The 18,845-nt window shown below is 69.3% G+C and carries 12 protein-coding genes; all 12 read right to left on the minus strand.

The window, feature by feature from the left end:
* Positions 1–4: 4 nt before the first annotated feature.
* The 12 genes from HH302_RS08775 to HH302_RS08830 all read right to left on the minus strand — a co-directional run bounded on the left by HH302_RS08775 (position 5) and on the right by HH302_RS08830 (position 18,223).
* Entirely contained in the window at positions 5–1,318 is a 1,314-nt protein-coding gene (locus HH302_RS08775; protein ID WP_172201396.1) for a hypothetical protein, read from the minus strand.
* A complete protein-coding gene (locus HH302_RS08780; RefSeq protein WP_172201398.1) occupies positions 1,315–2,985 on the minus strand; it encodes a hypothetical protein in 1,671 nt (556 codons plus the stop codon). Before HH302_RS08780 ends, HH302_RS08775 begins: the two co-directional genes overlap by 4 nt.
* A 967-nt stretch (positions 2,986–3,952) precedes the next feature.
* Positions 3,953–6,415: a phage tail protein gene (locus HH302_RS08785; protein WP_172201400.1), complete on the minus strand. Its 2,463-nt coding sequence runs from the start codon at positions 6,413–6,415 to the stop codon at positions 3,953–3,955.
* Positions 6,416–6,568: 153 nt separating this feature from the next.
* Complete coding sequence (locus HH302_RS08790) at positions 6,569–8,836, minus strand: baseplate J/gp47 family protein (RefSeq protein ID WP_172201402.1); 2,268 nt, start codon at positions 8,834–8,836, stop codon at positions 6,569–6,571.
* Positions 8,836–9,231 (minus strand): GPW/gp25 family protein, encoded by a 396-nt coding sequence (locus HH302_RS08795; protein WP_172201404.1) that lies wholly within the window; start codon positions 9,229–9,231, stop codon positions 8,836–8,838. The genes HH302_RS08790 and HH302_RS08795 overlap by 1 nt, the downstream gene beginning before the upstream one ends.
* Before the next feature lie 904 nt (positions 9,232–10,135).
* A complete protein-coding gene (locus HH302_RS08800) occupies positions 10,136–12,226 on the minus strand; it encodes a hypothetical protein (protein ID WP_172201406.1) in 2,091 nt (696 codons plus the stop codon).
* Positions 12,227–12,228: 2 nt separating this feature from the next.
* A complete protein-coding gene (locus tag HH302_RS08805; protein ID WP_216661845.1) occupies positions 12,229–12,954 on the minus strand; it encodes a phage baseplate assembly protein V in 726 nt (241 codons plus the stop codon).
* Entirely contained in the window at positions 12,933–13,997 is a 1,065-nt protein-coding gene (locus HH302_RS08810; protein WP_172201408.1) for a phage late control D family protein, read from the minus strand. The genes HH302_RS08805 and HH302_RS08810 overlap by 22 nt, the downstream gene beginning before the upstream one ends.
* Positions 13,998–13,999: 2 nt before the next feature.
* Entirely contained in the window at positions 14,000–14,173 is a 174-nt protein-coding gene (locus tag HH302_RS08815; protein WP_172201410.1) for a hypothetical protein, read from the minus strand.
* Between the two features lie 3 nt (positions 14,174–14,176).
* The gene (locus tag HH302_RS08820; protein ID WP_172201412.1) at positions 14,177–14,980 is read right to left on the minus strand and encodes a peptidoglycan-binding protein; all 804 of its coding nucleotides are present in this window, start codon (positions 14,978–14,980) and stop codon (positions 14,177–14,179) included.
* Positions 14,980–15,459: a phage tail protein gene (locus HH302_RS08825; RefSeq protein WP_172201414.1), complete on the minus strand. Its 480-nt coding sequence runs from the start codon at positions 15,457–15,459 to the stop codon at positions 14,980–14,982. Before HH302_RS08825 ends, HH302_RS08820 begins: the two co-directional genes overlap by 1 nt.
* A gap of 1 nt (position 15,460) precedes the next feature.
* Positions 15,461–18,223 carry a phage tail sheath family protein gene (locus tag HH302_RS08830; RefSeq protein WP_172201415.1) on the minus strand — a complete coding sequence of 921 codons (2,763 nt, stop codon included), beginning with the start codon at positions 18,221–18,223 and terminating at the stop codon, positions 15,461–15,463.
* Positions 18,224–18,845 lie beyond the last annotated feature (622 nt).

An 18,845-nucleotide genomic window follows, 5' to 3' on the forward strand; every position in this document is an offset into this window, starting at 1 on the left:
CTCCTCAGAAAGTGGGGTAGCGGTCGTGATCGAAGCGGGCGCGGTTCTCGCGCGACGCCGCAGGAAGGGGCAGATGGCGATGGCCGAAGAGCAGTGCGCCGCTGGCATTGCCGTCGTCGCCACGCAAACGGAAGCGCCAGATCAGCTGTGCCGGTTCGCTCGTCAGGTTGATCGGCGGCAGCATCGCCGCGCCGCGCCATAGCGGTTCGAGCAAGGCGCCATCGAGGAAGTCGTCTTCGCTCACCGCGAGGCCGGCAAAGAAGGTGTCGACATCAATGCCGCGCCGCGTGCTGCTCGCGAGCGGCAGCACGCCCACCGGCGGCAGGTAGCGGAACACGCTGGCCGCCTGCAAGCCAGCAGGCAATACGTCGCCCGCGTTGATCAGCTCGGCAATCTGCAGCGCGAACTGGCGGATGAAGGCTTCGCCCTCTGCCGCGCGGCGCCCGCTGCCGAGCAACAGAAGATCGGCCGCCGAGGCCGGCGCATGCAGGCTGCGACGCACCGCCCACATGTCCAGCCAAGCAAGGCCACCGGGTTGCCAGCCGAACAGCGCAAGCGGCACTTCGTTATCCGCCACCACGCCGGCCGCATCGAGCAGACCGTAAGCGCGCAGCGGGTTATCGAGCCCGCCGAGCGGATCGGCGAGCGCCTCGGCCACCACGTCGCCGCCGAGCGCCGCGAAGGCCGCGAGGTGGCGCGCACGATGCCGGCCGAGCGTGCTGGTGTCGTTGAACAGCGGTGCGTCCGACCCCAACAGCGCACCGGGTATCGTCGCCAGCCGGAAGCGCAGCCCCGACAGCCGCCAACGGGCGCCGCAACGGTTCAACGCCGCGCCGCCCTCGCCCGATACACCGGGCGCCTGCTCGGCGGACAGCGCCTGCGCGGGGCCGACCAGCAGCACCTGCAGCGCGGTGCCGTACTGCACCGAGGGCGTCGGGTTTCCGCTGGGCTTGGGCCCGCACAGGCGGAATTCGCCCGGGCCGAGCGGTGCCGCTGGCGCGTGTGAATCGTCCGGCACCAGCGCGATGCGCAGTGCGGCGGCGAGGCGCAGCACGCTGCCGTCTGGCGCGATCGCGGTGCCGGGCGACAGATCCACTGTGTTGAGCAGTGAACCGTTCGCACTGCGCGCACGAGTGACGACCAGCCCACGGGCGATACCGGTGCCGGCCGCGCTGGCGATGGCGGCATCGCGTGCCGCGCTGGCGGCCTGCTCATCGGCCATGTCGCGGCCGGAGAGCAGGCGCCCGCCGAAGAAGTTCACCGCGCGCAGCGCACCATCGAAGTAGCCGGGTGCCGCGGCTTCAGCCAGCGCGCTCATGGCAGCTCCCCGTACTGGCTGATTTCGACCATCAGCTCCATGCCGTTGTCGAAGCCGATTGGCTTGCCACCGAGCGCCAGCGTGACGACGATGCCCTTTTCGCCAAAGCTGCTGAAGCCCACCGTCAATACCGGGCTGTCGAGCTTGGCCACCGCGATCGCCTTGAGGATGTACATGTGCTTGCGGTCGGCATTGGGCTGGATGTAGCCATCGAAACCGATCGTGAAGGGCGCGCGGTCTACAAGCTCGAGCTTGCCGAACACCGGCCCGCGCGTGCCGTCGAAACCGATGATGCCGGCCGCGACGATCTTCACGCCCGCAGCTGCGGGCGGCGCGCTCACCGCACCGGGCCGCCACGCGTCGATCGTGGCATCCCACACCAGCGCGTCGCCGTTGCTGGGTGCCGTATCGACGACTTTGCGCTTCTGCAGGCCGGCCACCGTGTTGTCGCCCGCGGGGCCGTTCGCGTCACCCCCCAGCACCACCGGCGCGCCATCACCGGTGGGCGCGGGTACTGGTCGCCAAACGCTGCCGTCAAAGCCCAGCAGTTGCCCGCTCGCAGCGCCGGTCGCGACGAGGCCGACGCCCTGCAGGGCGGTGACCTGCGCCGCGGTGATCGCCCCGGTCAGATCGCCGCCGGTCGCCGGCAGCGTCGGCGACCCGTGTGTGTGGTCTGCCCGCGCATAGGCGAGGCTGGCGCCCACCGCAGGGGTCTGGTTGAACAGGGTCTCCGGCACCACATCGGTCGCGGCCGCCGGCTGCGCGGTCTGGCCGACGCCGTAGAGTTCCTGCAGCGTGCGCGTCGGCAGCAGCAGCGGGCGGGCGCTGTCGTCCAGCGTCAGCGAGGCCACGTCGAGCGCGCCGGCATTGAGGCGGAAATGCAGGCTCGCGAGCAGCACCGGTTCTTCCGGATGCAGCGCGGTCGGCGCAGCAGGCGGGCCTGCATCCACCGGCACTTGCGGCCGCACCTCGGTCACCCACACCCGCTCGGCCAGCGCGATCGCCGCATCGAAGTCCGCCACCGCCACCTGCCACGGCCCGCCCACCGCTTCACCGGCGATCAGCGTGCGCACCAGCGCCGGCACATCGGCCAGCGCGAGCGCGGTACCCGCCGAGGGCGCGGGACGGATCGCGCGGATCAGGCGACCGAAGCGATCCGTCAGCCATTCCTCGACCTGTGCCGGCGGTTCGGCGACGAAGGCGAGATGGAAGGTTTCCGCGATCCGCGTCGCGACGCCCTCGCCTTCGCCGCAGCAGGGCGTAACCGGCAGCGGCAGTCGGTCGGTGTCGCACTCGTGGTAGCCGAGCACGACATGCGCGCGCTGGAAGCCCGCGTCGTCCGCCGGCAGCAGCGTCGCCGCATTCGCGCCGACCCAGGCGGCGAAGTCAGCGCACTGCCGTGCATCGACCCGCACCACCTTGCCGGCGACGGTCAGCGCCAGCCCGGGCTCGACCCGCACCTCGCTGCCCGACAGCGACACCGCCAGGCCCAGCGCGGTGCCGTAGCCGTGCAGCACGCGGTTATGCTGGCGATCGCGCTCGAGGAAGTAGAACTGCTCCTGCTCGAATTCATCGGCGCCAAGAATCTGGCCCAGGCTGTAGCGCACACGCTTGTCGGCTTCAGGCGTCGACGGCGTGGCGGCAGTGGAGAAGGCGGCATCACTCATGAGCGATTCTCCCGGAGAGGGATTGTGGTGAACGGGGAGGCCGGTCGGGCCTCAGTGTTTTGAATGCGGTACTCGCGCATCGCCGCGGAGTCGACACCCCAAACGGCGCGCGTGGCGGACTGAGCACGTCTGTCTGGGAGAGTGGTACCAAGCCCGACGCTTGATTTGCGAATTGGCGATTGCGACTTGCGATTGGCGCAGTCGGTTTGCTGGCGTGCGTTGGCCGGGGTCCCGCCCCCGGCTGGCGTGTTACTTCTTTTGCTTCGCCAAAAGAAGTAACCAAGAAAAGGCGACCCGGCGTTCGCGGTCAGGCACTGCGTGCCTGACTTCCCTGCGTTGCTCGCGCGACCGGGGGCCTGCGGAACTCGCCCTCGCTGCGCTCGGTGCTCAAACAGTCCTCGGCCTTCTTCCCGGACGCGCTCCGCTACTCGGCGCTCTCGACGGGACCCGAAAATCAAAACCATCGGTTGAGCAACGATTGCGTGTGTTTCGTAGCCTGGATGGAGCGCAGCGAAATCCGGGGCAGGCGTATCCAGATGCTCAACTGCACATCCCGGATTCCGGCCTTCGGCCTGCATCCAGGCTACGGAAATCCGACAGCGGTGAAACGTCGACGCTTTTCCCTCCCCCTCTGAAACGCCGAGCAGCACAGAAGCATCGGGTTCCGACGCGCACAGCGCGGCGGTGGCGAGGACTGTCCGAGCTCCGAGCGCAGCGAGGGCGAGTTCCGCAGCCACCCGATGCTTCGAGCAGCACAGGGCACCGTGCGCGAAGCGCGCGGCGTTGAAGCGGGGGCCGCTTCTTTGGTTCCTTTCTTGTCGGCACAAGAAAGGAACCCGCCCGCCGGGGCGGGACCCGGCTTCAGCGGGAAGGCCTCCGAAAAGTGCCAACGCGGACCGTAAGCCAAGAGCAGAAAGTTGGGCCGCGCGACGCTTAGCCCAACCCGCGCTGAAAACCATCGCGCCAGTCACGACAACACCCCCAAACTCCCCAAGCGATCCCTATCCACCGCCCACCGCGCCGCCCCTTCCGGCGGCGCAGCCAACCTCGCCATCCCCAAATTCGCGAAATCAACGATGGCCGCCGCAATCGGGTCGTCCGCCGCGAGCTGCGTTTCGTACCCGACGCGCGCAGCCCCCAGGCGGAAGGCGTAGTCGGCCGTCTCCACCGAGCCGGCAACATGGGCCGGCAGCGCAATCGCGAGCACGTCGCGCACACGCGTGAGCGTGGCAGCAGCGCCGACCGCAGTGCGCCGCAGCGGCACCCGCACAACGAGTGTGTGCGCGGCGCCATTCGGGCGTTCGAGGTAGCGCACGTCGCCAGGGCGCTCGGCGAGCGGTGCGTCGTCGTCGAAGATCGACGGGTCGACGCACGGGTCGGTCGCGATGCGAACGAGGCGTTGCAAGGCCGGCAGCGTGCCGCGGCGTGCCAGCAGACGGTGGCCGTAGCGCACCAGCAGGCGGCGCCGGCGTTCATCGAGTTGCGGATCGAGCGCAAGGCCCAACCAGCCGGCCAGCCAGGGCAGCGCTTCGCGCGGCGCGGTGCGTGCGTCGAACAGCAGCTGCACCGCGGCGAGGCGATCTTCCCAGCTGGTGAACAGACCCTCGACGTTGGCGAGGAATCGTTCGAGGAAGTCCGCAGCAATCGCGTCCTCGCGCCAGCAGGCAGGCAGGTAGCGCAGATAGTCGAAGCGCGGGTACCAGATCCGCAGCGCGCCAACGCGTGGCGTGGCGAGGCCGTTGCCGAGCAGTACGATGCGCAGTTGCGCATAGCGGCCTTGCACACCTTGCAGCAGGAGTTCGCGACTGCCGCGTTCGCACTGGATCGGCTGTGCATCGCGGCGCGCGAGCCAGGGCAGTTCGGCGCCGATCGCTCGCGGCACCAATGCGGGTTGATCGCGCCAGGGCGCATTGCGCAGTCCGGCAAGGTCGTCAGCCGCGCGCGCCTGGATTCGGATCGCACAGGCGGGCGGAATCGCTACGTCCATCACGATGCGGTGCCAGGTGCAGCCGGGCTCGCCGGCATCAAAGGGCGGGCGCGCCGCCGTGCCGGGCCAGGTATCGACCTGCAGGCTGCGGCTGTAGCGCGGCCGCCGCTGCACGACCAGCGGCACCCAGTGCCCGTCGCTGTCGTACTTCGGCGCGCCGGCAACCGACACCAGGCCGCGCCCGCCGTATCGCCGCATCGGCAGGAATTCGGGCAGCGGCTCCAGCGACAGCACACCCGCACGCTCCACCAGCAGGATGCGGAAGGCCTGGTTGCCATCGTCGCCCACCACCCACAGTTGCGCGCGTGCCGCGCTGCCGTCGTCCGCTGTGGGGGCCTCGGCCAGAAGCGCATGGCCGGCGAGGCGGAAGGCATCGGCGTCTTCGTCGGCAATCACCGCGCGCACCGCGTCAAGGCTCAGCCGCACGCGCGCCACCGCGGGGTCGGCCGACACGATCACCAGCGCGCCCCAAGGCTCAGCGTCGCCCGCCAGCGGCGTGTCGAGCAGGATCGCGCGGCCATCCGGCAAGGACTCGACCGCGATGGGCGCGCGCAGCGCCAGAGCGATCGCATGGGCAAAGTCGATCCGCTTCGGCGCAGGTGGCAGGGCTCGCGGTCCGCCGCCCTGCGGTCCGAAGTCACCCACTTCAGCAACCGATGCCGCGCCGGCTGGCCCGACGCTGGCGAGTCGGCGATCAAGCCGCCATAGCCGGGCATCGACCGGCATGGCGGGCGGTGCGTCAGCGGGTAGCGCGCGGTCGAGAATCCACAGACCACAGGCATCCGCCGCGATGTCGCAGGGCATGAAGGCGCGCACGCCGGGCGCCGCGTCAGGCCACGCCAACCAGCGTGGCGGCCCGCCGGCGATGAGGTCGAAATCAAGCAGGCCGGCCGGTGCGATGCTGCCGGCGATCAGCCGGTGATCGGGGGTCATCGCGAGGCCGGCGAGTTGTGGCGCGGCTTCATCGGCCACCGAGGCATCACCAAAGCGCGGCTGCCCCACGCCTCGGAACGCCGGCGTCGGTTCGCCCAGCAGCGGCAGCTCGGGGCCGAAGGCCTGGGTCACCGCGCCGACAACTTCCGGCATCGGCCGCGTCACTGGCCAGAACACGCTGAGCTGCCCGCTCTGCGCGCACTGGCGCAGGATGCGGCCGCCGTCTTCGTCGATCCAGAACACATTGCCGTCGGCATCCGCCGCGGCACCGCGGCGGCGCGCGGCGCCGGGCTTCACGTCGAGCGGTGCCGCGCGGAAGCGGAAGGCCTCGCGCGGCAGCATCAGCTCGGCGTCGTCTGCGTCCCAGCCTTCTGCAGCGAGTTCGCCCGCGCTGGCACCCGCCGGCCACAGGGAAGCGAGCGTCGGCGAACCGGCGAGATCGCTGCGCACGCAAGCGCCCCAATCCTCGGGGCCGAGCAGCAGCCAGTAGCGGGAGCCGTTGGAATCCATGTCAGAGCCCGCCCGGCCGCCCGAAGGGCTCTGAAGCCCCCTCGGGGGGGTGGCGCGAGGCATTCGCGAAGCACTGCTTCGCGCTCGCCGAACGGGCCGGCGTCTTTAAGCCGGCCCTGCGCGAATAATTTGAGCGTGGGGGCATCATGGTCCTTAGCACTGATCCGGAATGAAAGGCACCGGCAGGCGGCGATCGCCGCTGGCGCTGCCTGCACGGCCCAAGGTCGCATCGCGCAAGCCAACCAGCGGGTTCTCGCCGGGTGCGAAGTCGCGTGCTTCGACCAGCAGGCCCAGCAGTTCTGGCTGATCGAGATCGGCGAATGCGATGCGCTCGGTCGGTTGCGGGCCGGAAGACGATTCCTCGCCCAGCAGCAGGTCGTTCACCAGCCGCACACCGGGCACCCGCGCGACCACTGCAAGTAGCTGTGCAGCGATCACTGGCGCACGCAGCGGCCAGCCGCCGGGCGTGATGTCGTCGATGCCGCCTGGCCGCGTGCTGGCGTCGGCAAGCGGCAGCGGCGACAGGAAGGCGAGCAGCGCGGCCCGCACCCGCGGCCGCAGCTCGGCCAACGCGACACCGGGATCGGGTTCGAGCCCGACCGCGATCCACAGGCCGCGATAGCGCGGGCCGGTGACGTAGACATCGGTGGTGACGAGGCGGCGCGGATCAAGCCATTCGCACACCGCGCGCAGCACCACCGGATCGGGCCGCGGCGCGGCCGGGTGTTTCGGGTCGCTGGCCGGCACCACCATCACGGTGACGGCCCCCGCCTGCGTGCCCACATCCGCCTTGAAGGCACTCAGCACTTCCACGCGTGCGAGCCGCACACTGGGCGTACGCAGCGCGAGGTCGCGGAAATCTTCCGCCGTCACCGCGCGGTCGCGATGCCGCAGCCAGGCCTGGATGCTGCGCTCGCCCTCATCCGCCGACTCCGCATTGCGCCCACCCCAGGTGGCAATCGGATTCGCAACGCTGAGCCCTGCGGGCAGGCGTGGCCCCAGCTTCACCGCACCCGCGGCGACGTTGCCTTCGGCGCCCTGGGTGATGTCGTAGTCGACGAGGATCGTTGCATCGAAAGGCGGCCGCGCACCGCGCAGACCGTCGCCGAATTTCAGCAGGCCAGCCTCCGCATCCACCGCGAACACGCGGCTCAGCTCGCCGCCGCCAGCGGGTTGCAGGCTCTGTGGCAAGCGCGCGTCGCGCAGCGCGATCTCGGGTGACGCGGCGTACAGCTCGTCGGTCGCGGCCCACGGTGTGCCGGCGACCGAGACCTGCACGCTGCCGGTGACGATAGGCCCCCGCGCGAAGCGGAACTGCTGATCCGGCGCACCGCTGCCAAGCCCGATCACCTCGTTGCGCACCAGGTCGCGCTGTTCAACGGCGCAGGCGTTGATGCCGGCCCACAGCGGCGCAAGACGCGCACCGCCCAGATCGCCTTCCGGCCGGATACGCAGCCACAGCGCCACACGCGCATCGGTCTGCGGATCTTCGAACAGCGGCGGCAGTTCGCCCGAGCCCGCTTCAAGCGGGTCGACATCATCAAAAGTCAGCAGCCCTTCGGCAGCCGGCAGTTCCACATCCAGGCGCAGCGGTTCGACCTCGCCATCGCCGCTCATGCGCAGCGGCAGGCTGCGCCAGCTGGCGAGGCGATCCGGTGGCGGGCCAAGGTGATCGGCCGCAGCGATCTCCACCACCAGCTGCGGGGGCTTGTGCGTGACGCCCTCGCCGGCGGCGAGTCGTCGTGTGGTCGCGGGTTCGGGCGCGAGCACCATGCAAATCGTCAGCACCTTGCTGGCGATCGCGGCGCGGACGTCTTCGCGCGTGGCATTGCGGTCGGCGCTGCGGCGCAGGAGTGCAAGCCAGAAGCACTGGCCTTCGGTTTCGCCGATCTCGGTGCCGGGCGCGCTCGCCAGATCCACGGTCTCGTACAGGCTCAGCTCCGGCGCGGCGCCACCCGACGAGAAGCTGGCGTAGAGATCCTGATACGCGGCGAGCGTCATCGCGTCAGGCGCGGCGAGTGTGCGCTTGAACACCAGCGCGGATTCGACCGGCAGCACATCCAGCCCCTGTGTAGTGCGGAAGGGCAGGCTACCAGCGCGCAGCGGTTCGCCGCGATTGAGCGTGAGTGTCGCAAGCGGGCCGCGCGCATTGTCGAACGCCACCACGCCACGTGCCGGCTGCGCCGGCAACAGCGGCACCCCGAGCAGCTGCAGGAACTTGAGGCGATTGCGCTCCGGAATCTGGTTCGCGCGGTAGAGCATGTTCTCCGCCATGAAGGCGAAGAGCTCCAGTAGCGTGACCCCCGGATCGGCCTCGTTGAAGTTGGTCCACTCCGGTGTGTGCGACGGTATCCGTGCGATCGCCTCATCGGCGATATCGCGGAATGCGCGGTCGTCGAGCTTGGGCAGTTCGATCGGCATCAGCTGCCTCCGAGCGTGAGCGTCAGACCGACCCGTTCCTGCCGGCCGGTCGCAACAAGGCTGTAGGTGATCGTGACGCGCGCCGCAAACGGATCGTCCGGCAGCACATCGACATCGACCTGCGATACGCGGATACGCGGCTCCCATCGCGCCAGCGATTGCTCGACGCGGCCGCGGATCAGCTGGTGGGTGGTAATCGTGTTCGGCTCGAACAGGAACTGCTCGAGCCCGGCGCCGAACTCCGGCACGCCGACGCGCTCGCCGCGGTTGGTGGCAAGGATCAGGCGCACGTTCTCGCGGATGTTGTCCTCGCCCGACGAGCGGGCGAGTCGCCCGTCAGGGGTGATCGTGAGCGGCCAGGCCAGGCTGCGGCCGAGGAGGTGGTCAGCGTTCATGGTCTGGCCTCTACTTCTGTCTCGCGTTCGCAGCCAGCACTCAACTGCGCGTTGAACCGCGCGCTGTGAAGCACAGCAACTTCGGCTACCGTGTGCGGCATGCGATACACGGTGTCGTGGCTCAGCCGCGCGTTGGCCGGGGTCCCGCCCCCGGCGGGCGTGTTACTTCTTTTGCTTCGCCAAAAGAAGTAACCAAGAAAAGGCGACCCGGCGGTCGCGGTCAGGCACGGCGTGCCTGACTTCCCTGCGTTGCTCGCACGACCGGGGGCCTGCGGAACTCGCACTCGCTGCGCTCGGTGCTCAGACAGTCCTCGGCCTTCTTCCCGGTCGCGCTCCGCTACTCGGCGCTCTCGACGGGACCCGAAAGTCAAAACCATCGCTTGAACGACGCTCATGTGTTCTTCGTCGCCTAGATGGCGCGAAGCGAATTCCGACGTGGCCCCAAATGGTTCAGGCGCAGTTCGCGAAGTCCGGCCTATCGCCTGCATCGGGGCTGCGAGATTCAGGCAGCGACGAAACGTCGACGCTTTTCCATCCCCCTCTGAAACGCCGAGCAGCACAGAAGCATCGGGTTCCGACGCACGCAGTGCGGCGGTGGCGAGGACTGTCCGAGCACCGAGCGCAGCGAGGGCGAGTTCCGCAGCCACCCGATGTTTCGAGCAGCGCAGGGGACCCCGCCGCAGGCGGGGCGTTGAAGCGGGGCGACTTTCTTTGGGTACTTTCTTTGTTCGCACAAAGAAAGTACCCCGCCCGCCGGGGCGGGACCCGGCTTCAGCGGACAAACGACCGCAACGCGACACGGCCAATCGCAAGCCGCACGAAGAACGTTGGGCTTCCCGAAGCTCAGCCCAAGCTACGCGACCATTACCCGTGGCACCGTTGCGCCCAGCAAAAAGACCAAAAATCATGACCCGCCCCCCTTCTTCTTCAAGATCGGGAAACAGATCGCAAAGAACGGCAGCCACGCAAAGATCATGTCCAGCAGCGCGACCATCACGAGCAGCAGGATCAATGCGCACAGCGTGATGATCGGAATCGACAGCGAGCAGATCATGCCGAGTTGGTTGGGGTCGTTCTTCGAGCACGGCCCCATGTCGCCGACATCGAGGTCCTTGTGCAGCGGCCACGGCAGCACCGAGCGCACGAGATCGATCAGGCCGAGCCCCTTGGCGCGGGCGACTTGGCCGCAGAGCAGATCGCTCATGACGAAGGCGGTGTTCTTGTCGAACTTGCGCAAGCCCGCGGCGCTGGTGTCGACCGGCAGGCCAATGCGGATCGGCCGCGCGGGCGCGTCGGGGTCGAAGAAGCTGGCGAGCTGGAAGGCTTCGGTGGGTGCCGAGAGCAGCGCACCGTGCTTGAAGCATTCCGGCTTCAGATACACGCAGCGGATCACGAACCAGTTCTCCGCGTCGAGCCGCGGCGGCGCGGTAACGTTAAGCAGCTTGGCGCGATCGGGTGCTGCCGGCAGCGCAGCGGCGGCGAGTTCAACGAGCCGGTTGAGCGCGCGGAAATGGCGACGCTCGAGCGGCGAGATCTGGAAGGCTGCATCCTGTTCCACCAGCGGCATCGGCAATGGCGCATCGGTGGGCACGACGCCGTCGGCGAGCGGATACAGGAAGCCCGGCCAGCCGCGCCGCGCCGCGAGCCCGGTCCAGGCGAACACACCCGATGCCGCTTCCAGCACGCTGCGTGCCGCATCGGCCGCGACCAGCGCAGCACACAGCGAGGACGGCATTGCGAACAAGCGCCGGGCGTTCTCGGAGACCGACTTGCCGGCGTCATAGGCGAGCCCCTCCGGGTTGGCCTGATACGCATTGCCCACCGCCTCGGCGAGCGAGTTGGCGAGCCCGCCCCCGACCTGCGCCGCATCCAGCGCATCGAAGAAGGCGCGCTCCGCCGCGCTCATCGCTGGCAGCGCGGTGCCGGCTGCACGTGCGCGCACTCCCTGCCACACGTTAGGGAGTTCGGCCGCCAGCCAGCCCGCGAAGTCGGTCAGCACATACCAGCCGCCGATCTGCATCGACTCGCGCAGACGACGACGTGCGAGCGTCGAACGCCCCTCTTCGTCGTCGAGGAATTTCTGATCCACCGCCACCGGGCTGATGCGTTCATGGCGGTTGTAGTGCGCCCAACCCTGTTCGATCAGCTGCCGCCAGGGGCCGGTGACGGTCTTGCGCAGCAGCGTGAGGCGCGCGTCATCGTCCTCCACCGCGCCGCTGTCGGGCGCCGGCGGGGCTGCGGCGTCGTCGATTGCGCCGCCGAGGTAGGCCTCGCGCTTGCCGACCGGCACGAGGCCTGCCCACATCCTGCGCGGCCGCTCGCCGGCGGGGCCCGCCTCGCGCCATGCGAGCGGGAACAGCGGCAGCATCTCTTCGCCGTCCGCCGCCGCGTCGCTTGCCGCGGCCACCCAACGCGCACCGACCCAGGCGTACTCCTGCCACTGTTGCGGGTCGTAGGTGGTGTGCGTCGGCTTCGCGAAAACACCTGCGGTATTTGCGGTGGTCGGCAGCAGCCGCCGCACGACGAATCGCACCGCCTCCTTCTTCGCGCTGTCGAGCGCGCGATCCGGCAGACCCGGCACACCGCACACGAGGCTCGCACCGACCAGGTAGTAACGTTGATGCGCGGGCTGGAACAGTTTCAGCGGCCGTTCGACCGGCGCCGCCACCTCGCGCGCCTCAGCCTGCACGTTGAGACGTAGCGGCTTGCCAATGCGCGCGGCAATGCGTCGTGCCAGGGGCGACGCCGCGGGTGCAGGCTTCGGTGTCGCAGGCATGCCGTCGCGCCAGGTTTCGCCACGTGCCTGCAAGGCTGCCAGCGCCGCGGTACGCGCCGCCGAATCGGGCTGCGCGAGGATCGCGGCGATGCGCTCCATGAAGTCATCGTCGGCAAACCGCAGCAAGGCTGGCCGCAGCGTGCGCTCACGCGCCCCGCCCCACAGCGGCGCAGGCGCCTGCCAGACGCTGTCGTGATGAGGGAAGCGCGCGCGGTCCATGGCTACCAAATATTCCCGGCGCCGGGGGTATAAGAAGCGCTGATCACCGAGTTCGAGATCAGCGTGTCGCACTGGACCACGCCGGAGAAGCGCGACATGCCGGCATTCACCGTGACCATGCCGGCATTCACCTCGACCGATGCGCCGGCATTGACGGTGACCTTGGCTGCGGCCTCGATCGTGATGCCCGCGGTTTCGAGCTTGATCGAGTTGCCGTTGGAGTCGACCACCTCGACCTTGCCAGGGCCGTCCTGCAACGTGATCTTCTGGCCGCCCGGGGTTTCGACGATGAACCTCTCCTGCCCGTCCTGATCGTCGAGTGTGAGCTTCACGCCGTTGCGCGAGCGGATCACCTTGCGGTAGTTGTTGCCGGCACCGTCCATCGAATCCGGCGGTGCATCGCTGCCGTTCCACAGTGCGCCGACCACGCAGGGGTGGCGTACATCACCGCCCACAAAGGCCACCAGCACCTCGTCCCCCACATCCGGGATGAACCAGCTGCCGCGGTTGTTGCCGGCCATCAGCGTGGTCAGGCGCGCCCAGCTCTCGTAGTGCGCGCTGCCGGAATCCGGCACCCAGGGCAGCTTCACGCGAACGCGGCCCTGGCCGTCCGGGTCCTTGATGTCGGTGACCTGGGCCGGATAAACGCCGTACCACGGGCCGCCAAGGCCGCTCGCGGCGCGGGTGCGGAGCTCGTCGCTCGGCATCATGACGCGTCCCCGATCCATGCGCGCTCCAGCGCGATGTCGCTGCGCAAGCCGATCCGATTGTCGAAACGATGCGTCACGCCAACAAGATCGTATGCACCCGAAAAGAGCGGGCCGACTTCGGCGATCTCGATCCGCGCGCCGACCTTCAGATCGGCGGTGGTTTCGGCCACACCATGCGCGACGACGAAGCGCCGCGCACGTGCGGCGAGCCAAGCGCGGGCAATCGCGTCGGCCTCGGACTGTGTGGCGGGGAACACATGCGAGACAACTTCGGTGCGCGCCCCGAGTGCCTGCGAAATCAGATCCGCACCGCGAGTGCCGCCGCCCTCGGACGACAGCGACGAGGCCGCCGCCTCGCCGGTCAGCGCGTCCTTCGCCGACACATCCCAGCCGCCCACACGCGCCGTACCGACCTGATGCGCCAGGTCCGCAACGACACGGAAGCTGCGCAGGCTCGCACCGATCGTCAGCGTGAGCGACGAACCGCGCCGGCTGCTGCGTTCGGCCGCATGCAGGGAGCGGTCGTCCACCCAGATCTCGAAACCACCACGCCGCGCGCGTTCGCGCAGGAAGCGCAGGTCAGTTTCGTTCACCTGCGCGAGCACGCGATGCGTATCGCCGGAGAGATTCACCTCCGGCTGCAGGCCGTGATCGTTCGCGATCTGGCGGATCACATCGGCATCGCTCATCTGCTCGAACACCCGCGTGCGGCGCGCCATGCGCAGGCTTTGCAGGGGGTCTTCAGCGAGCACCGTGATGCCCGGCGGCGTGCCCTCTTCAAACGCAGCCTCGATCGCGCTGATGCGGCCACGGAACAGCGTCGCGTCGCCGACACGGATTTCGAGCTGCTTGCCGAAATCGAACACGCGGCGGTCGAAGTACAGGTAGTCCGGTGTGCCGTTGCGCGGGCCCCAGTTCTCCAGCGTCAGGCTGCAATGCGCGAGGCCGGCGTCGCTATCGCTCACCGCGAGTTCGCGCAGCCCGCTGGCGACCTGCGGATAGGTCTCGCCATCGATCACGACGGTCGGGCGTGCGGAGCGAAGGGCTTCCGGCGGCGGCATGTTCAGTCGTCCTTGAGCCGGTCACTGCGGGCAGCCAGCCAGGCCAGCACCGCAGCGAGGGTGTGCGGGTCGGCGGCCGGCGCGCTGTCGGCGGCAGGTGTGTCGGGCGCGGCGCTGGCTGCACCGGACGGTGCGGGCGCCGTCACCACTTCGAAATCGTTGATCACGATCGGCATCGCTCAGCCCCGCCCGATGTTCAGGTTGATCAACTGACCCGGCGCCAGCAGGCGCGGATTCTCGATGCCATTGGCCTGCGCGATCGCCCGCCAGTCGCCGCCCTGCCCGCTCGCGGCGGCCATCTGCTGCAGGCTGGCGCCGGTGGGTGCGGCGGTCAGCGCCTGTGCGCCCGGGCCGGTGCTGCCGGCACCGGCTGCGCCCGGCGCGGTGGCACCCGAACCGCCACCGGTGAGCGGTGTGCGCGGTGCTGCGTCGGGGCGCCCGACCGGCTGCGCGAACTTGAAGGCCGAGATGCGCGGCTGCGACATCGCCAGCGAGACTTGCGCGCGCAGGGGCTTGCCCTCCGGCGCGAAGAACTCCAGCGACTCGTCCATCGAATCGATCATGCCGTTGAACTGGAAGGTGCCCCAGAAGAAGGCCACCGCCGGCGGCACGAACTTCTTCTTGTCCTTCGGTGCCGGCTGCGGGGTGATGAACCACGCGACTTCCTGGGTCAGCTTGCGCACATCGTCCACCTTGCCGGCGCCACGTTCGGCTTGCGGCAGCGCACGCGCCTCGATCGGCGCGGTGGCGTCGAACCACAGCTGCACGGTGAGCTTGGTGGTGCCCGCCCCGACGAACTGGATCGATGGCGGCGCACCGGAATCCCCCCCGCCCTGTGGCTGCTGCACCTGGTTGGCGAAGCTGACCTTGAGGCTTTCCGGGTTGAACTGCACGAACACGCTGCGGCCGCCGGACTTCACGGTTTCGAAGTCCGGTTCGAGTTCGACCAGGCGTGCCTTTTCGAGCGGAATCGCGACCGGCATCAGCGGCCTCCCGGCGGTTTGAGCGACAGGGTTTCGTAGGCGAGCTGCAGTTCCTCCACCGCGACCATGCCGTCCTTGGCATTCAGCGCGGGCGCCTTCAGCTTCACGGGCAGGCAACGCGCAGCAAGGAAGCGCACGCGCTCGGTGCTTCCGTCGGCAGCAAAGATCACCACCTCGCAGTCGGCGCGCACACGCGGGTCTTCGACGGTCTGCTCAACCCATTCCCACAAATCGAAGTTGGCGGTCATGCCGCGCTTGAGCGTGAGCGTGCCGTAGCTCACCGGCGAGGCGAGGCGCACCAGCTGCCCGTTCGCGCCGCCTTCGCGGATCGTCTTCGCCTCCATCGTGATCTCCAGTCCATCGCACTCGGCGAAGGACGCTGCGGCCATGCGCTCGGCGCTGCCCGCGCGATTGATCTCGACCGCAAAGTTGAAGGCGGTGAAGGGATACACGACGGTTTCAGGGCGCGGGTTGTCCATGTCAGCCGGCCTCCACCCTAAGGGCATCGCCATTTCGGACGAGGCGCACGGTCAGGAACTCCAGCGGCGTCGCCGGTGCAAAGCGCAACTCCACGATGAAGCGGCCGTCGTCGCGGTCGCGCTGCTGCCCCGGATTGAGCGTGAGCTGCCACGCCTCGGCCGGTTTTCGCCCGGCAAAGGCACCACGGGCATGCAGTTGCGTGAGCCATGCGGTGAGGCCGCGTTCGACCGAACGCTCCAGCGCAGCGCCGTTCGGCTCGAAGACCCATACGTTGCCTTCGCGGATCAGCAGGCGGCGCAGCAGGCTCATCAGGCGGCGCACATTCAGCGGCACCCAGTCGGGATCGAGACTCAGCGTGCGCGCACCCATCAAGCGCACCCGCAGGCCGTCGTAACGCCACAGGTTGGCGCCTGCACCGAACAGGCGCAGCGGGTCGGCGGGCGGGCGTTCCAGACCAATCGCGTCGGCCACCACTTCGTTCGCGGCGGCGATCCACGCGCCACGCGACAAGGCTCGCCGCGCAATCAGCCCGCAGGCCGCCCCTTCCGGTGCGAAGGCGACCACACCATCGGCCCGGCGGCGGCGCAGCCAGGGGTGGTAGATCGCCGCGTAGGACAGTGCCGCGACCTCGTCGTCACCCAGCATGGATTCGTCGCCGCCCGGGCCGTGGCGCGACAAGGCGGCGATCTGGCGCTGCGCATCGGCGTCGTCCATCCAGGCGGGCGCACCGAGCACAGCAAGGCTGTCGGCCCGCGCCGCGACGATGCGCAACATCGCGCGCTGCACGCGCAGCGCGGTGCGGAGCCCTTCCGGCGCATCCGGCTGCGCTGCCCAGCCGGCCGTTTCCGCCTGCGGCACGATCGCACCGAGCGACCAGTCGCTGTAGCAGCCCGGCGCCGCGACGCGCACCCGCAGGTAGCGCCAGGGTGTGGGTTCGCTGTCAAAGGACCAGCGCGTTTCGCCGCCCTGGTACAGCACCACCGCGTCCTGCCAATCCGGATGGCGCGCGCCTTCAAGGATGAATTGATCCGCCACCGGGTCGGCGGTCCACTGCGCGGTGAGACGCGATTCGCCGTCAACCGCTATCGTCAGCAGCGGCGGCGCCACGCGCACCGGCACGCAGGCGGCAAAGGGGAGCGCCGCACCGCAGGGGCCGGTCGGGCCCGCAACCGGGTCGGACGGCGCCGGTGCGGGCCATGAAGCCGCGTGGGCCGGGCGCCACGGCGGCAGGGCCAGGTCGGGCGCCGCGAGCAAGGTGGCCTCTTCCAGCGCGAGCAGGCTATGCACACCGCGCACCGAGCGCGCCGGCATGCGCGCAGGGTCGAAGGGGAAGCGCAAGGCCTCGGCGCGGGCAACGAGGGTGTGCATCGTCGCGTCCGCGAGGCGCGGGTCGAGGAACAGCGCCGCCGACAAGCGGCGCAGCCCGTCGCGCGCCATGCTGCTGCGCGCATCCTGCACCGCGTCGAGCCAGCTCGGTGCAGCCCATGGAAGACCGATCGGCAGGCAATCGCCCAAGCCACGGCCCGCAATCGGGAACGCATTCGTTCGCGCCTCGGCCCACAGTGCCGCGTGCTTGGCGGGAATCACGACCTCGTGGGCCGGGTCGGCACTCCAGCGCGCATCGTCGCGCGGCAGCGCCTGCCAGGCGCGCGCATGGCCGGGGCACAGGCCAATGTCGGTCAGCGTGCGCGCACCTTCAAGTTCGTCGTCACTCATCAGCGTGATGCGCAGACGTTCGCCGAGCGGCTCGTCGTTCAGCGCGCAGGGCGCGGGCAGTTGTTCCAGCAAGGCCACCTGTGCCTTGAGCGTGACGGTGCTGGCGTCGCGCGCGGCGAGCACACAGTCGCCCAGCGTGGCGAGGAACACCCGTGCGCCCGCCCGCAGCCGCAGCGGATGACCCGCCTGCGGCCAATCCGCGCTGCGAAGCGTGGCCGGCAATTCGATACGCAGCACGCCGCACCATTCCGGGCCGATCGGCAACGGCGCCGCCGCCTGATCGTCCGCCGCAAAGCGCACCGTCACCGACCTTGCTCGCGGCAGCGCAAGGCTGCCGTCGAAACTCGCCGGCATAGCCTTCGGTACGCCGAACCACCAGGATTCGGCAATGCGCGCATCGACACGCGTGCCGTGCTGGCCGTCGTTGCGTTTGAGCACACTGGCAACGCGCAGGAACGTGACGACCCGCGAGAAATCCGTTGCCACAACCACGTCGGGCGCATCGCTGACGAAGCGCAGCAGGTCGCCCGCTTCCGGCAGCGCCGTGCTCGCCGGGTCCAGCGCAATCCGGTGCGGCGCCTGCCCATCCCATGGGTTGCCCGCGCTCAGCACGCCCAGCGCCGCGCGTTCCAACCGCACACCGGCGCGCAAGCCGAAGCCCCAACGCCCGCCGCTCGCCGCACGTGCCTGAACCGCGCGCCAGCCCAGCTTGGTCTCGACCCACAAGCCCGCCAGCGGCAATTTGGCCGTCACCGGCCGCAGCGCTACCCGCACCACCCAGCAGCGCCGCCCACCGTTGGCAAAGAAGCTCTGCACCGCCGGCGCAAGTTGCGCGGTGACCGGCGCACCGCTGCCTGCATCGATGAACAGATCGTGCTCCGGGCCGAACACCGAAGTGAAGGCCGCGTAGTCCTCGCACAGCACCGGCCGATCGATCGGGCCGCGACGCGCGAAGCCGACGAACAGCGCGATGTCCATGCGGGGGAGGCGCTCGTCGAGTGCGACGGGGGCGGATTCGAAGGCGAGACCCGGCAGACGGAGGCTCATCGCCATGGCCTCCGACGCATGTTCTGGCACTGGCGGTCGTGGTCACGCGTTGGCGTTGGCGTGGCTTGAGCTGAAGGCATTGAAGCCCAACGCGCAGAACGACGGATGACGCCTAGCAACCGTGCTTCGGCCGGGGTCCCGCCCCCGGCGGGCGTGTTACTTCTTTTGCTTCGCCAAAAGAAGTAACCAAGAAAAGGCGACCCGGCGTTCGCGGCCCTACGGGCTGCCCTCACTGCGGCATCGCCCGTCGGCCGGCCTCGCGAACTCGGCGCTACGCGCCTCAAACAGCGAGTCCGGACAGCCCCGCCGGCCGACACGTCCGTTCGGCGCTCTCGACGGGACCCGAAATTCAAAACCATCTTCGGCGCGACGCTTGTCTCGTGTTCGCAGTCTGGATGGAGTGGAGCGGAGTCCAGAGCAGCTGCGAGTCGCTCATACTCAGATCCAGGATTCCGGCCTTTCGCCTGCATCCAGGCTACGGAAATCCGACAGCGGTGAAGTGTCGACGCTTTGCCCTCCCCCTCTGAAACGCCGAGCAGCGCAGAAGCATCGGGTTCCGACGCGCGCAGCGCGGCGGTGGCGAGGACTGTCCGAGCTCCGAGCGCAGCGAGGGCGAGGACTG

Origin of the sequence: Niveibacterium sp. COAC-50, from assembly GCF_013184235.1 — a bacterium.
Lineage (GTDB): Bacteria > Pseudomonadota > Gammaproteobacteria > Burkholderiales > Rhodocyclaceae > Niveibacterium > Niveibacterium microcysteis.

What these genes read in the sequence shown, in the direction of transcription:
- HH302_RS08820 (WP_172201412.1), bottom strand. Translation starts at nt 14,980, where the DNA reads ATGCCGGTCGCGATTCCGCTCGAAAAGGCACGCCTGGTCGAACTCGAA.
- HH302_RS08775 (WP_172201396.1), bottom strand. Translation starts at nt 1,318, where the DNA reads ATGAGCGCGCTGGCTGAAGCCGCGGCACCCGGCTACTTCGATGGTGCG.
- HH302_RS08830 (WP_172201415.1), bottom strand. Translation starts at nt 18,223, where the DNA reads ATGAGCCTCCGTCTGCCGGGTCTCGCCTTCGAATCCGCCCCCGTCGCA.
- HH302_RS08805 (WP_216661845.1), bottom strand. Translation starts at nt 12,954, where the DNA reads ATGGATCGGGGACGCGTCATGATGCCGAGCGACGAGCTCCGCACCCGC.
- HH302_RS08825 (WP_172201414.1), bottom strand. Translation starts at nt 15,459, where the DNA reads ATGGACAACCCGCGCCCTGAAACCGTCGTGTATCCCTTCACCGCCTTC.
- HH302_RS08790 (WP_172201402.1), bottom strand. Translation starts at nt 8,836, where the DNA reads ATGCCGATCGAACTGCCCAAGCTCGACGACCGCGCATTCCGCGATATC.
- HH302_RS08810 (WP_172201408.1), bottom strand. Translation starts at nt 13,997, where the DNA reads ATGCCGCCGCCGGAAGCCCTTCGCTCCGCACGCCCGACCGTCGTGATC.
- HH302_RS08785 (WP_172201400.1), bottom strand. Translation starts at nt 6,415, where the DNA reads ATGGATTCCAACGGCTCCCGCTACTGGCTGCTGCTCGGCCCCGAGGAT.
- HH302_RS08780 (WP_172201398.1), bottom strand. Translation starts at nt 2,985, where the DNA reads ATGAGTGATGCCGCCTTCTCCACTGCCGCCACGCCGTCGACGCCTGAA.
- HH302_RS08800 (WP_172201406.1), bottom strand. Translation starts at nt 12,226, where the DNA reads ATGGACCGCGCGCGCTTCCCTCATCACGACAGCGTCTGGCAGGCGCCT.
- HH302_RS08815 (WP_172201410.1), bottom strand. Translation starts at nt 14,173, where the DNA reads ATGCCGATCGTGATCAACGATTTCGAAGTGGTGACGGCGCCCGCACCG.
- HH302_RS08795 (WP_172201404.1), bottom strand. Translation starts at nt 9,231, where the DNA reads ATGAACGCTGACCACCTCCTCGGCCGCAGCCTGGCCTGGCCGCTCACG.